The sequence below is a fragment of the Pseudomonas sp. CNPSo 3701 genome, assembly GCF_028674975.1.
Lineage (GTDB): Bacteria > Pseudomonadota > Gammaproteobacteria > Pseudomonadales > Pseudomonadaceae > Aquipseudomonas > Aquipseudomonas straminea.
This window is the reverse complement of the sequence record NZ_JAQZSI010000006.1, coordinates 103013-115876: the sequence shown is the minus strand read 5'-3', so window position 1 is coordinate 115876 and position 12864 is coordinate 103013. Positions and strand designations below refer to the sequence as shown.

Here is a 12864-nt window from a genome sequence, read left to right as displayed (position 1 = left end):
AGCGGCATGAAGCCCTCCTCCACCCTGCTGCGCCTGCTGGGCGCTCTGCTCGTGGTCGCCATCGTCCTCGGCACGCTGGACGCACTGTCGGTGGCCGTGCCCGAGCGTCTCATCACCCTGTGGTGGGGCGCCTTGCTGCTGCTCACGTTGGCAGCCCTGACCGACGCACTGCGCCTGCGTCGCCTGCCCTCGCCGCGCCTGCACCGGCAGCTGCCGGGCAACCTGCCGCTGGGCCGCTGGAGCGAGGTGCGCCTGAGCGCCGAGCATGCCTATAACCGCGGCCTGCACATCGAGGTATTCGATCACGCGCCCCAGGACATGGCCGTCGAGCACATGCCGCAGCAGGTCGAGCTGCGCCCCGGCGAGCACACCACCTTCACCTACCGGGTGCGCCCGCTGGTGCGCGGCCACTTCGTGTTCCCGCGCTGCGAAGTCGGCTTGCCCAGCCCGCTGCGCCTGTGGCAATCGCGCCGCCACCTCGAGCTGCGCGACGAAACCCGCGTCTATCCGGACTTCGCCCGCCTGTACGGCGCCCAGCTGATGGCCGTGGACGACTGGATCAGCCAGCTGGGCGTGCGCCAGCGCCAGCGCCGTGGCCTGGGCCAGGAATTTCATCAGCTGCGTGAATTCCGCGATGGCGACACGCTGCGCCAGATCGACTGGAAGGCCACCGCCCGCAAGCGCACGCCGATTGCCCGCGAGTACCAGGACGAGCGCGACCAGCAGATCCTCTTCCTGCTCGACTGCGGCCGCCGTATGCGCAGCCAGGACGGTGAACTGTCGCACTTCGATCACGCCCTCAATGCCAGCCTGCTGCTGGGCTACGTCGCCCTGCGCCAGGGCGACGCGGTGGGGCTGATGACCTTTGCCAGCGAGCAGCGCCGCTACCTGCCGCCGGTCAAGGGCCAGGCCCAGGTCAACGTGCTGCTCAACGCCGTGTATGACCTGCAGAGCAGCCAGCGCCCCGCCGACTACAGCGACGCGGTGGACGCCCTGCTCAAGCGCCAGAGCCGCCGCGCCCTGGTGGTGCTGATCACTAACCTGCGTGACGAGGACGACGAAGACCTGCTGGCCGCCGTCAAGCGCCTTGAGCGTCGCCATCGCGTACTGATCGCCAGCCTGCGCGAGGACGTACTCGACACCCTGCGCCACACCCAGGTGCAGGACTACGAATCGGCGCTGAACTACTGCGGCGCGGTGGATTACCTCAACGCCCGCAACACGCTGCATGAGCGCCTGGCGGCCCATAACGTGCCAGTGCTCGACGCGCGTCCTGGCGAGCTGGGGCCGGAGCTGGTCAACCGTTATCTGGCCTGGAAAAAGGCGGGCGTTCTCTAGAGCCTGCTCAGGGTCTTTTTAAGCGACATAAAGCGGCTGCAAAAAAGCAAAAGCGTACGGCAGGCACGGATCTTTGTGGGAGAGGCTTTAGCCTCGAGTCTTTTATCAGGGCAAACAAAGAGCTCGGGGCTAAAGCCCCTCCCACAAGTTCGTGAAATGCTGCTCTCGCCACATTGCAGCCAACATCCCGAAGTCGAACCGAAGGATCGTGAACAGGTCTTTAGGCCGAGCGCGCCGTTCGCCCGCTGCCGCTACTTTGTTACCGACGGCTGCCCAGGCAGACGCCATTCCTTATACTGCGCCCCAACGTTTTCGCCTGTGGAGCCTGCCTGTGAACTTTTCGTCCTGGACACCCAAGGAGCGCCTGATTTCTGCGGCCTTTTTCGCCGTGGCCGTTGGTTGCCTCCTGTACGGTTTCGCCTCGGGCGTGCCGCCGATGAGCAGCGAGTTCTTTTCGATGTTCGCCGTGGTCTCGCTGGTGATCGGCCTGGCCCTGACCCCGAGTTTCATGCTCAAGCCACTTCGCGACAGCCTCGGCGCCAACCTGTCCACCCCGCTGCGCATCGCCCTGGGCTTCTTCTGCGCCTTCCAGCTGGTCGCCGTCCTCCGCGTGATCGCGGCCTGAACCCCACCCTACAGCGGCGTGACCGTTACCTGAACGACTGGATCATGATGGCCACCGCCGAGAATCACCCCGCGCAGGGGTGATACATCGCCGAAATCGCGGCCCCAGGCCAGGGTGATGTGCTCCAGCGCCGGCAACAGGTTGTTGGTGGGGTCGAAGTCCACCCAACCGTTATGCGGGCAATACACCGATACCCAGGCGTGGGACGCATCAGCGCCGATCAGCCGCGCCTGCCCGGGGGGCGGCTGGGTCAGCAGGTAGCCGCTGACGTAGCGGGCGGCAAGCCCCCGCGAGCGCAGGCAGGCGAGCATCAGGTGAGCGAAGTCCTGACAGACCCCGCGCCGCTGCTCGAGTACCGTCAGCAGCGGCGTCGCCACCAAGGTGGCGCTGGCGTCGAAGGCGAACTCGCCATGGATCTTGTGCATTAGCGCCTGTACGGCTTCGAGCAGCGGGCGCTCGGGCGCGAAGCAGTCGGCCGCGAAGGCGTCGAAGGCCACATCCAGCCCCACATAGGGCGAGGCGAATCGATAACGCACCGCATCCAGCATCTCGGCGGACAAGGCGCGGCGCTGGTAGCAAAGCGCCTGACGCACGGATTCCCATGAAGGTGAGCCCTGCAGGTTGACCGGGCGGCGCGGCAACACCTCGACGCTCAATTGGGCCCGCACGTGCAACGCATCGTGGGGCCGCTCGAAGGCCAGACGGGTCAGCGGATTGCCGAATACTTCGACGCCATCGCGGCGCTGGCAGGGCTCGGGGCTGACCAGCAGCTGCCGCGCATCGCAGCACTGCCAGGCGCATTCCCGCGGCCAAAGATGCGCGAGTTGCTGGGCCAGAGAAACCGGCGCCGCGTAGCGGTAATGGGTGTCGTGCAGCACCTGGTAACGGCGGCTCATGAAGACTGGGTTCCCTGGCTGGCCGCCACGTGGGCAAAAAACCGCAGGCTCAGTTGCTCGGAGACCGCGCCAGCGCCCTGACCGATATCCGCGAGCAACCCGGCCAGGCCGTCGAGCACCGCGCGAATGCCGCCGGCACCGAACAGCGGATCTTCCAGGCTATGCAGGTCGAAGGCGCTTAGGCGGCGTTCGAGCTGTGCCAGATCAGGATTGGCTTCCATCTCGAAACGCTCGGCCAGACGTTTCAGGGCACGCAGCAGCAGGCGCAGCTGGTACACCACGGCATGTGGGTTGCGCTCATCGAGCAGCAGCAGGTCGAGCACCGGAATCAGCTGGGCGCTGGCCATATAGCGGGTGCGGTAGGTGATCGAGCTGTTGCCCAGTTCCAAAAGCCAGTCCAGCGCCGCGGCGTCGTCACTGGCGCCGATGCGCAGGAAGCCGCCGATGCTGTCGCAGAGAAACTGCACGCGTTCGATGCAGCGGCCGATCATCAGAAAGCGCCAGCCCTCGTCGCGGGTCATGTCGTCGAGGGCGAAACCGGATAGCGCAGCCAGGGAAATCATCAGCCGGTTGAGCACATCCAGCAGCTGGCCAAGGTCGCCATCACGGCATTCCAGCTGCTGCAGATCGCGCTGCAGCTCGACCATGGCCTGCCAGTTGGCCTGGGACAGCTTGCCGCGCACGCTTCCGGCCGTCCATTGCAGGCGCTGCAGGTTGACGCGCACGCTGGCCGGCCACTCGCTACCGAGCAGTGCTTCGCGCAAACGCGCCTCCAGGCTGCCATGGGCCTCATCGGGCAAGGTGCCGAGCGTCTCGGCGAGTGCAAACATGGCCTGCAGCGCACGCGGGTCGTCGTCGTCATCGACGTAACGCGCCAGCATGATGCGCAACAGCCGCGCATTGTCCTCGCAGCGCTCGCTGTAGCGCCCGAACCAGAACAGGTTTTCCACCACCCGAGAGGGCAGGTAGGGGTCGCTGCGCACCAGATCGGCAGCGCCCAGAGCCCGCGTGCCCTGCCATTGCTCACTCGGCGCCTGACGCTCGCCCAGCACCCAGGTGTCCTTGCTGACGCCGCCACTTTGCATGGACATCACGTCGGTTGCGCCTGCCACGGCCGCACGTGTCAGGCCGCCTGGCATCACCCGGTAGCCGTCGCCACTGGCCACGGCGAACACGCGCATGCCGATGACACGTGGCTGCACACCGGCCTCACCGAACCACACCGGTGCCCGGGACAGCTGCACGGAAGCCTGGGCAACGTAGGCCTCCGGCTGCTGGCGCAGGTGCTCGGCATCGGGATTGCGGCCCTGCGCCAAGCGCTGGGCTGCTGAACAGGGACGGATCAACCAATTCGGCAAGTCTTCCAGCACCTTGGCCAGCACCGGCGGCTCGCCGCACCAGACACTGTCGATGCCAGGCAACAGCAGCGGCTCACCGAGCAAACGCTCGCTGACCGCCGGCAGAAAGCCGCTCAACCCGGGCGACTCCAGCAGGCCAGAGCCCAGGGCATTGGCCACCAGCACGCGCCCCTGGCGTACCACTTCCAGCAGCCCGGGCACGCCGAGCGCCGAATCGCTGCGCAGCTCCAGGGGATCGCAGAAATCATCATCCAGCCGGCGCAACACTGCATGCACGCGTTGCAAGCCGGCAAGGGTCTTGAGGTAGAGCGTGGCGTCGCGCACGGTCAGGTCGCTGCCTTCCACCAGCGGGTAGCCGAGCTGGCGCGCCAGGTACAGGTGCTCGAAGTAGCTTTCGTTGAAACGCCCGGCGGTCAGCACCACCACCAGGGGCGTGTCGTTACCGGCCGGCGCCTGGCTGGTCAGAGTATCCTGCAGAGTGCGGAAGAAACCGGCCAGGTGCTGCACGCCAAGATCGCGGTACAGCTCGGGAAAGGCCCGCGAAATGATCTGCCGGTTCTCCAGGGCGAAGCCGGCACCAGCCGGCGCCTGGGTGCGATCGGCGACCACCTGCCAGCGGCCGTCTGCCGAACGGGCCAGGTCCACCGCATACAGATGCAGAAAAGTGCTGCCGGGCGGCTGCACGCCCTGGCACGGCCACAGAAAACTCTCGTGCCCGAACACCAGCTCCGGCGGCAGCAGCCCTTCAGCCAGCAAATGCTGGGGGCCGTAGAGATCAGCCAGCACCTTGTTGAGTAGGCCCGCGCGCTGTGCCACGCCGGCGGCGATGGTCTGCCATTCGGCCGCCGGTATCAGGTTGGGCAACAGGTCCAGTTCCCAGGGGCGGTCGGCGCCATCGGGATCGGCATAAACGTTGTAGGTAACGCCGTTGGCCTGGATCTGCCGGGTCACCATTGCCTGGCGCTGCTGCAACTGCGCGGGCGTGTTGCGGCGCAGCTGGCTCAGCACCGGCCGCCAGTGCGGGCGTACCTGCCCCTGGCGGTCGAGCAGTTCGTCGTAGGCCGCCTCGTCAGGCAGGTATCCGGCAAGCAGATCAGGCATGAAGATTCCAATGCAGTGCGTAGATTGCGCGGCAACGCCACGCGCGGTAAAAGCGTAGCCGCTATGGGCATTGATCAGCCAGCAAGATATGCGCCAGCGCTGCGCCACGCGCCAGCCGAACGATGCCCCTTCGCCAGCGCCCCGCGCTTCCGTTACCATCGCCACACTCAGTAGCGAGACGCGGCATGTATATCTATCGATTGGTTCTGATTCTGGTAGTCGGCATCTACCTGTTCTCGCCTGCCATCATGGACTGGTGGATCGATCCCAACGGTGCCTGGTACCGCCCCTACATGCTGTGGCTGATCCTCATCGTGGTGACCTTCGTTCTGCAGAGTCAGCGCGATGCCGACGAGCTCTGAGCCCATGCGCCAACCCGCCGCCTCCCCTGACGCGCCAAGCCGAGAATGCCGATGAGTTTTAGCCTCAGCGGGCTGATGCTGATCAGCGCCGCCTACCTGCTGGTCCTCTTCGCGGTCGCCTGGTGCGCCGACCGTGGGCTGATCCCGCGTCGTTTCATCCGTCACCCGCTGACCTACACCCTGTCGCTGGGCGTGTACGCCAGCGCCTGGGCCTTCTATGGCAGCGTCGGTTTGGCCTATCAGTACGGTTACGGCTTTCTGGCCAGCTACCTGGGCGTGACCGGCGCCTTTCTGCTTGCCCCGGTCCTGCTCTACCCGATCCTGCGCATTACCCGCACCTATCAGCTGTCGTCGCTGGCCGACCTGTTCGCCTTCCGCTTTCGCAGCACCTGGGCCGGTGCGCTGAGCACCCTGTGCATGCTGGTCGCCGTGCTGCCGCTGCTGGCCCTGCAGATCCAGGCGGTGACCGATGCCATCGGCATCCTCACCCGTGAGACGGTGCAGCCACAGATCGCCCTGGCGTTCTGCGGGCTGTTCATCCTGGTGACCATCCTGTTCGGCGCGCGCCACCTGGCCACCCGGGAAAAGCACGAAGGCCTAGTGTTCGCTATCGCCTTCGAGTCGGTGGTCAAGCTGGTGGCCATGGGCGCCATCGGCCTGTACGCGCTGTATGCCGTGTTCGACGGCCCGCGCGATCTGGAGCAATGGCTGGTGCTCAACCAGACCGCGCTCTCCAGCCTGCATACGCCGCTGCAGGAAGGCCCGTGGCGTACCCTGCTGCTGGTGTTCTTCGCCTCGGCCATCGTCATGCCGCACATGTACCACATGACCTTTACCGAGAACCTCAACCCGCGCGCGCTGGTCAGCGCTAGTTGGGGCCTGCCGCTGTTCCTGCTGCTGATGAGCCTGGCCGTACCGCTAGTGCTATGGGCGGGTCTGCGCCTGGGTTCTACCACCAGCCCGGAATATTTCACCCTCGGCCTGGGCCTGGCCGTGGAAAGTCCGACGCTAGTGCTGATCGCCTACATCGGCGGTCTGTCGGCCTCCAGCGGGCTGATCATCGTCACCACCCTGGCGCTGTCCGGCATGCTGCTCAACCACGTAGTGCTGCCGCTCTACCAGCCGCCGGCCGAAGGCAACATCTACCGCTGGCTGAAGTGGACGCGCCGCGCGCTGATCGTCGCGATCATCCTGGCCAGCTACGCCTTCTACACCCTGCTCGACGCCCAGCAGGACATGGCCAACCTGGGCATCGTCTCCTTCGTCGCCACCCTGCAGTTCCTGCCCGGCGTGCTCTCGGTGCTGTACTGGCCGACCGCCAACCGCCGCGGTTTTATCGCCGGCTTGCTGGCTGGCATCGCGGTGTGGTCGGTGAGCATGCTGCTGCCGCTGATCGGCACCCTGCCCGGCCTGTACGTGCCGGTGCTGGATCTGGTCTACGTGCTCGACGACAGCAGCTGGCACATGGCAGCCATCGCCTCGCTGGCCATCAACGTGCTGGTGTTCACCCTGGTTTCGGTGTTCACCGACTCCAGCCCCGAGGAAGACAGCGCCGCCGAAGCCTGCGCGGTAGACAACGTGCGCCGCCCGCAACGCCGCGAGCTGCTGGCCCTGTCGCCCCAGGAATTCGCCGCCCAGCTGGCCAAGCCGCTCGGCGCCAAGACCGCCCAGCGCGAGGTCGAACAGGCCCTGCGCGACCTGCACCTGCCCTTCGACGAAAGCCGCCCCTACGCCCTGCGCCGCCTGCGCGACCGCCTGGAGGCCAACCTGTCCGGGCTGATGGGCCCCAGCGTCGCCCAGGACATCATCGAATCCTTCCTGCCCTACAAGTCCGGCAGCGAAGGCTACGTGACCGAGGACATCCACTTCATCGAAAGCCGCCTGGAGGATTACCACTCGCGCCTCACCGGCCTGGCCGCCGAGCTCGACGCCCTGCGCCGCTACCATCGCCAGACCCTGCAGGAACTGCCCATGGGCGTCTGCTCGCTGGCCAAGGATCACGAGATCCTGATGTGGAACAAGGCCATGGAAGAACTCACCGAAATTCCTGCCCAGCGCATCGTCGGCTCACGCCTGTCGACCCTCGCCGAACCGTGGCGCGAACTGCTGCAAAGCTTTATCGAAAATCCGGACGAGCACCTGCACAAACAGCGCCTGGCCCTCGATGGCCAGACCCGCTGGCTGAACCTGCACAAGGCGGCCATCGACGAGCCCCTGGCACCCGGTAACAGCGGCCTGGTGCTGCTGGTCGAGGACCTGACCGACACGCAGATGCTCGAAGACAAGCTGGTGCATTCCGAGCGCCTGGCCAGCATCGGCCGTCTGGCCGCCGGGGTGGCCCACGAGATAGGCAACCCGATCACCGGCATCGCCTGCCTGGCGCAAAACCTGCGCGAGGAACGGGAAAGCGATCCGGAACTGACCGAAATCAGCGGGCAGATTCTCGAGCAGACCAAGCGGGTCACACGTATCGTTCACTCGCTGATGAACTTCGCCCACTCCGGCAACCACCAGCAGGCGGACGAACCGGTGTGCCTGGCCGAAGTCGCTCAGGAAGCCATCGGTCTTCTGGCGCTCAACCGGCGCAGCGTCGACGTGCAGTTCTTCAACCTGTGCGACCCCGCGCACCGCGCCGGAGGCGACCCACAGCGTCTGGCCCAGGTGCTGATCAACCTGCTCAGCAACGCTCGCGACGCCTCGCCTGCTGGCGGCGCGATCCGCGTGCGCAGCGAGGCTTCGGAGCACACTGTCGACCTGATCGTCGAGGACGAAGGCAGCGGGATTCCCAAGGGCGTGATGGACCGACTGTTCGAGCCATTCTTCACCACCAAGGACCCCGGAAAAGGAACCGGACTCGGCCTCGCACTGGTCTATTCCATCGTGGAAGAGCATTATGGCCAGATAACAATCGACAGCCCGATCGACCCCGAGCAGCAACGTGGCACCCGCATCCGGGTGACGCTGCCGCGGCACATCGAGGCCATGCCACTGGCGAACTAAATTCCGAAGAACCGCATTCCTGGGGATGCGCGTGGCCCATCTTGGCCGCAGCACCGGGAAGCAGGTTCCGAGACCGTCGAGAGAATTCGTTTAAATGCCTCATATCCTGATCGTCGAAGACGAAACCATCATCCGCTCCGCCCTGCGTCGCCTGCTCGAACGCAACCAGTACCAGGTCAGCGAAGCCGGTTCGGTACAGGAAGCCCAGGAACGTTTCGATATTCCCGGCTTCGATCTGGTGGTCAGTGACCTGCGCCTGCCGGGCGCACCGGGCACCGAGCTGATCAAGCTGGCCCAGGGCGCGCCGGTGCTGATCATGACCAGCTATGCGAGCCTGCGCTCGGCGGTCGACTCGATGAAGATGGGCGCCGTCGACTACATCGCCAAACCCTTCGACCACGACGAAATGCTCCAGGCCGTAGCGCGCATCCTGCGTGATCGCGAAGCACGCAATCAGTCCGCCGGCGCCCCTGCCGCGGCACGCGGCGCCGACAAGGGCGACAAGGCGGCCACCGGCGAGATCGGCATCATCGGCTCCAGCCCGGCCATGCTGGAGCTGTACAGCAAGATCCGCAAAGTGGCGCCCACCGACTCCAACGTGCTGGTGCAGGGCGAGTCCGGCACTGGCAAGGAACTGGTCGCCCGTGCCCTGCACAACCTCTCCAAGCGCGCCAAGGCGCCGCTGATTTCGGTCAACTGCGCAGCGATTCCGGAAACCCTGATCGAGTCCGAGCTGTTCGGCCACGAGAAAGGCGCCTTCACCGGGGCCAGCGCCAGCCGCGCCGGCCTGGTGGAAGCGGCCGACGGCGGCACGCTGTTTCTCGACGAGATCGGCGAACTGCCCCTGGAAGCCCAGGCGCGCCTGCTGCGCGTGTTGCAGGAAGGCGAAATCCGCCGGGTCGGCTCGGTGCAATCGCAAAAGGTCGATGTGCGCCTGATCGCCGCGACCCACCGCGACCTGAAAACCCTGTCGAAAACCGGCCAGTTCCGGGAAGACCTTTATTACCGCCTGCACGTCATCGCCCTGAAGCTGCCACCGTTGCGCGAACGCGGTGCCGACGTACTGGAAATCGCCCGCGCCTTCCTGGCCCGCCAGTCGGCGCGCATGGGCCGCAGCGACCTGCACTTCGGCCCGGATGCCGAGCAGGCCATCCACCATTACAGCTGGCCAGGCAACGTGCGTGAGCTGGAGAACGCCATCGAGCGTTCGGTGATCCTCTGCGACGGCAGCACCATCAACGCCGACCTGCTGGGCATCGACATCGAGCTGGAGGATCTGGACGAGGACGTGTTCATGGGCCTGGCGACGCAAAGCGCCGCGGTGAATGCAACCAGCCAGGATCCCAGCGAAGACCTGTCACTGGAAGACTACTTCCAGCACTTCGTCCTCGAGCATCAGGACCACATGACCGAGACCGAGCTGGCTCGCAAACTGGGCATCAGCCGCAAGTGCCTGTGGGAGCGCCGTCAGCGCCTGGGCATCCCACGTCGCAAGTCGGGCGCGGCCAGCGAGTAGAGCGCCGCGCACGCTCTAGGGCGGGTGTTACCGCTGATCATGACAACACGTAACAAAGCCGGGGTTTACGGTAACGGAATCCCGGCTTTTTTTTGCCCGGCAAACAGTCGAAAATCTCAAGCCATTGTTTTTAAAAGAAAAATAAAAACTGGCACGCCGAATGCTTTATCTCTGGCACAACAACAATAACAAGCATGACCCACGATAATAAAAATAAGACGTAACGGCTTCAGCACAATAAGAACAAGATCGCAGAAGGCGCAGCTAACTGATTATTTTGGAGAGGATCGCCTCTCGGCACCACAGCCAGACAGACAACAACAATAAATGTCGACGGTCAGCACCCACGGGTGAAGATCAGGGCCTGAGGTAGCGTCAGCATCCAAAATAATCCGTTCGCTCTTGCTCCCACTCGGGAGGTACTCCGGACCTGATCCGGAACAGGCACCCCAACAAGAACAACAGCCTGCATAACAAGAACGACGTAACGCACTACTTAAGGGGAGCTTCGGCTCCCCTTGTCCTTTCCCGCCCCGGCCTGCCCGCCACCCCGCTTACGCCCCTAAGTCACCTGATGCTAGAATCCGCGCTATTTCTGCGCCTTTACATTATTCTGGCCGCTCAATTCGCCATACAGTGCCCTCCATGCTGAAAAAGCTGTTCAAGTCCTTCCGCTCGCCGCTGCGCCATGCGCACCAGCCTCACAGCACGCCGCACGTGCTGAACAACAACCAGCACCCGATCCAGCGCGGGCAGATCAGCCGCCACGCCATCAGCGTGGTCGAGCGTCTGCAGAACGCCGGCTACGAGGCTTATCTGGTTGGTGGCTGCGTGCGCGACCTGCTGCTGGGCATCGAGCCCAAGGATTTCGACGTCGCCACCAGCGCCACGCCGGAGCAGGTGCGGGCCGAGTTCCGCAATGCGCGGGTAATCGGTCGCCGCTTCAAGCTGGTGCACGTGCACTTCGGCCGCGAGATCATCGAAACCGCGACCTTCCGTGCCAACCACCCGGAAGGCGACGAGGAAGAGAACAGCAACCAGTCTTCGCGCAACGAGAGCGGCCGCATCCTGCGCGACAACGTGTACGGCACCCTGGAAGACGACGCCCAGCGCCGTGACTTCACCATCAACGCGCTGTACTACGACCCGGTTTCCGAGCGGATTCTCGACTACGCCAACGGCATGCACGACATCCGCAACAACCTGGTACGGCTGATCGGCAACCCGACTCAGCGTTACCAGGAAGACCCGGTGCGCATGCTGCGCGCCGTGCGTTTCGCCGCCAAACTGGACTTCGACATCGAGAAGCACAGCGCCGACCCGATCCACGACCTGGCGCACCTGCTGGGCGGTATCCCGGCCGCGCGCCTGTTCGATGAAGTGCTCAAGCTGTTCCTCAGCGGCTACGCCATCTACACCTACGATCTGCTGGTCGACTATGGCCTGTTCGGCCAGCTGTTCCCGGCCAGCGCCGCGGCGCTGCGGCAGAACCCCGAATACACCGACACCCTGATCCGCAACGCACTGGACAACACCGACCTGCGCATCCATCAGGGCAAACCGGTCACCCCTGCCTTCCTGTTCGCCGCTCTGCTCTGGCCGGCTTTGCCGGCACGGGTGATTCGCCTGCAGGAGCGCGGCATGCCGGCCATTCCTGCCATGCAGGAAGCCGCCCACGAACTGATCGCCGAGCAGTGCCAGCGCATCGCCGTTCCCAAGCGCTTCACCATGCCGATCCGCGAAATCTGGGACATGCAGGAACGTCTGCCCCGCCGCAGCGGCAAGCGCGCCGATCTGTTGCTGGAGAACCCCCGCTTCCGCGCCGGTTACGACTTCCTGCTGCTGCGCGAGAGCGCCGGCGAGGAAACCGGCGGCCTGGGCGACTGGTGGACCGAGTATCAAGACGCCAGCGACAGTGATCGCCGGGTGATGATCCGCAATCTGTCCAGCAAGGACGAGCCTGGCAGCGCGCCGCGCAAGCGTCGCCGCAGCGGTGGCGGCAAGCGCCAGCGCACTCCGCAGAGCGGCGGCGCTGGCGAGTAAGTGATGGAACGCGTCTATATCGGCCTGGGTAGCAACCTGGCCGAGCCCACCGAACAGCTGCGCCAGGCCCTGGTGGCCCTGGAGCAATTGCCAGACACTCGTCTGGCTGCGGTGTCCTCCTTCTATGTCAGCGACTCGCTGCTGCCTGGCCAGCCCCGCTATACCAACGCCGTCGCTGCACTGGAGACAGGGCTAGAGCCACTGCAGCTGCTCGACGCCCTGCAGGCCATCGAGCTGGACCAGGGCCGCGAACGCCATGAGCGCTGGGGACCACGCACCCTGGATCTGGACATCCTGCTGTTCGGCCAACGGCTGATCGACGAGCCGCGCCTGCGCGTGCCGCACTATCACATGCACGCCCGCGCATTCGTGCTGTACCCGCTGGCGGAACTTGCCGACGGGCTGCAACTGCCCGACGGCCGTCATCTCAGCGAACTGCTGGCGGCCTGCCCGTTCGAAGGTCTGGAGCGTTTACAGCCCTGATACGCTGGGCACACGCCTGCGGTAACGGCGTAACAGCGCGGTAACACATTCGATTGACTTGCGCCCCTGCCATCGGGACTATAGCCACCCATTGCCCCCACCGGGGCCACATTGAAGCAGCATTGCTGCCCCTTCGATGCCA

The 12864-nt window shown here is 65.1% G+C and carries 9 protein-coding genes; 7 read left to right on the top strand and 2 right to left on the bottom strand.

Going from position 1 to position 12864, the window contains the following annotated elements:
• Positions 1-6: 6 nt before the first annotated feature.
• The gene (locus tag PVA39_RS18460; protein ID WP_274125268.1) at positions 7-1338 is read left to right on the top strand and encodes a DUF58 domain-containing protein; all 1332 of its coding nucleotides are present in this window, start codon (positions 7-9) and stop codon (positions 1336-1338) included.
• A 331-nt stretch (positions 1339-1669) separates the two neighbouring features.
• Positions 1670-1963 carry a hypothetical protein gene (locus PVA39_RS18455; RefSeq protein WP_274125267.1) on the top strand — a complete coding sequence of 98 codons (294 nt, stop codon included), beginning with the start codon at positions 1670-1672 and terminating at the stop codon, positions 1961-1963.
• An 8-nt stretch (positions 1964-1971) separates the two neighbouring features.
• On the opposite strand, the gene PVA39_RS18450 is transcribed toward PVA39_RS18455, so the two are convergent.
• Both PVA39_RS18450 and PVA39_RS18445 read right to left on the bottom strand, forming a co-directional pair.
• The gene (locus PVA39_RS18450) at positions 1972-2859 is read right to left on the bottom strand and encodes a transglutaminase family protein (RefSeq protein ID WP_274125266.1); all 888 of its coding nucleotides are present in this window, start codon (positions 2857-2859) and stop codon (positions 1972-1974) included.
• Positions 2856-5318: a circularly permuted type 2 ATP-grasp protein gene (locus tag PVA39_RS18445; protein WP_274125265.1), complete on the bottom strand. Its 2463-nt coding sequence runs from the start codon at positions 5316-5318 to the stop codon at positions 2856-2858. Before PVA39_RS18445 ends, PVA39_RS18450 begins: the two co-directional genes overlap by 4 nt.
• A 185-nt stretch (positions 5319-5503) precedes the next feature.
• On the opposite strand from PVA39_RS18445, the gene PVA39_RS18440 reads away from it, so the two are divergent.
• The 5 genes from PVA39_RS18440 to folK all read left to right on the top strand — a co-directional run bounded on the left by PVA39_RS18440 (position 5504) and on the right by folK (position 12722).
• Positions 5504-5680, top strand: a complete 177-nt coding sequence (locus PVA39_RS18440; RefSeq protein ID WP_013790070.1) for a hypothetical protein — start codon at positions 5504-5506, stop codon at positions 5678-5680.
• Between the two features lie 45 nt (positions 5681-5725).
• Entirely contained in the window at positions 5726-8680 is a 2955-nt protein-coding gene (locus PVA39_RS18435; RefSeq protein WP_274125264.1) for a sensor histidine kinase, read from the top strand.
• 94 nt (positions 8681-8774) lie between these two features.
• On the top strand, positions 8775-10196 hold the full coding sequence (locus PVA39_RS18430; protein ID WP_274125263.1) for a sigma-54-dependent transcriptional regulator: 1422 nt from the start codon (positions 8775-8777) through the stop codon (positions 10194-10196).
• Between the two features lie 645 nt (positions 10197-10841).
• Positions 10842-12239: a polynucleotide adenylyltransferase PcnB gene (locus tag PVA39_RS18425; RefSeq protein WP_274125262.1), complete on the top strand. Its 1398-nt coding sequence runs from the start codon at positions 10842-10844 to the stop codon at positions 12237-12239.
• Between the two features lie 3 nt (positions 12240-12242).
• On the top strand, positions 12243-12722 hold the full coding sequence (folK, locus tag PVA39_RS18420) for a 2-amino-4-hydroxy-6-hydroxymethyldihydropteridine diphosphokinase (protein ID WP_274125261.1): 480 nt from the start codon (positions 12243-12245) through the stop codon (positions 12720-12722).
• Positions 12723-12864: the final 142 nt, after the last annotated feature.

Excerpts from the sequence above, each read along its gene's own strand:
- PVA39_RS18445 (WP_274125265.1), bottom strand. The coding sequence starts at position 5,318 with ATGCCTGATCTGCTTGCCGGATACCTGCCTGACGAGGCGGCCTACGAC.
- PVA39_RS18440 (WP_013790070.1), top strand. The coding sequence starts at position 5,504 with ATGTATATCTATCGATTGGTTCTGATTCTGGTAGTCGGCATCTACCTG.
- PVA39_RS18435 (WP_274125264.1), top strand. The coding sequence starts at position 5,726 with ATGCCGATGAGTTTTAGCCTCAGCGGGCTGATGCTGATCAGCGCCGCC.
- PVA39_RS18460 (WP_274125268.1), top strand. The coding sequence starts at position 7 with ATGAAGCCCTCCTCCACCCTGCTGCGCCTGCTGGGCGCTCTGCTCGTG.
- PVA39_RS18425 (WP_274125262.1), top strand. The coding sequence starts at position 10,842 with ATGCTGAAAAAGCTGTTCAAGTCCTTCCGCTCGCCGCTGCGCCATGCG.
- PVA39_RS18430 (WP_274125263.1), top strand. The coding sequence starts at position 8,775 with ATGCCTCATATCCTGATCGTCGAAGACGAAACCATCATCCGCTCCGCC.
- folK (WP_274125261.1), top strand. The coding sequence starts at position 12,243 with ATGGAACGCGTCTATATCGGCCTGGGTAGCAACCTGGCCGAGCCCACC.
- PVA39_RS18450 (WP_274125266.1), bottom strand. The coding sequence starts at position 2,859 with ATGAGCCGCCGTTACCAGGTGCTGCACGACACCCATTACCGCTACGCG.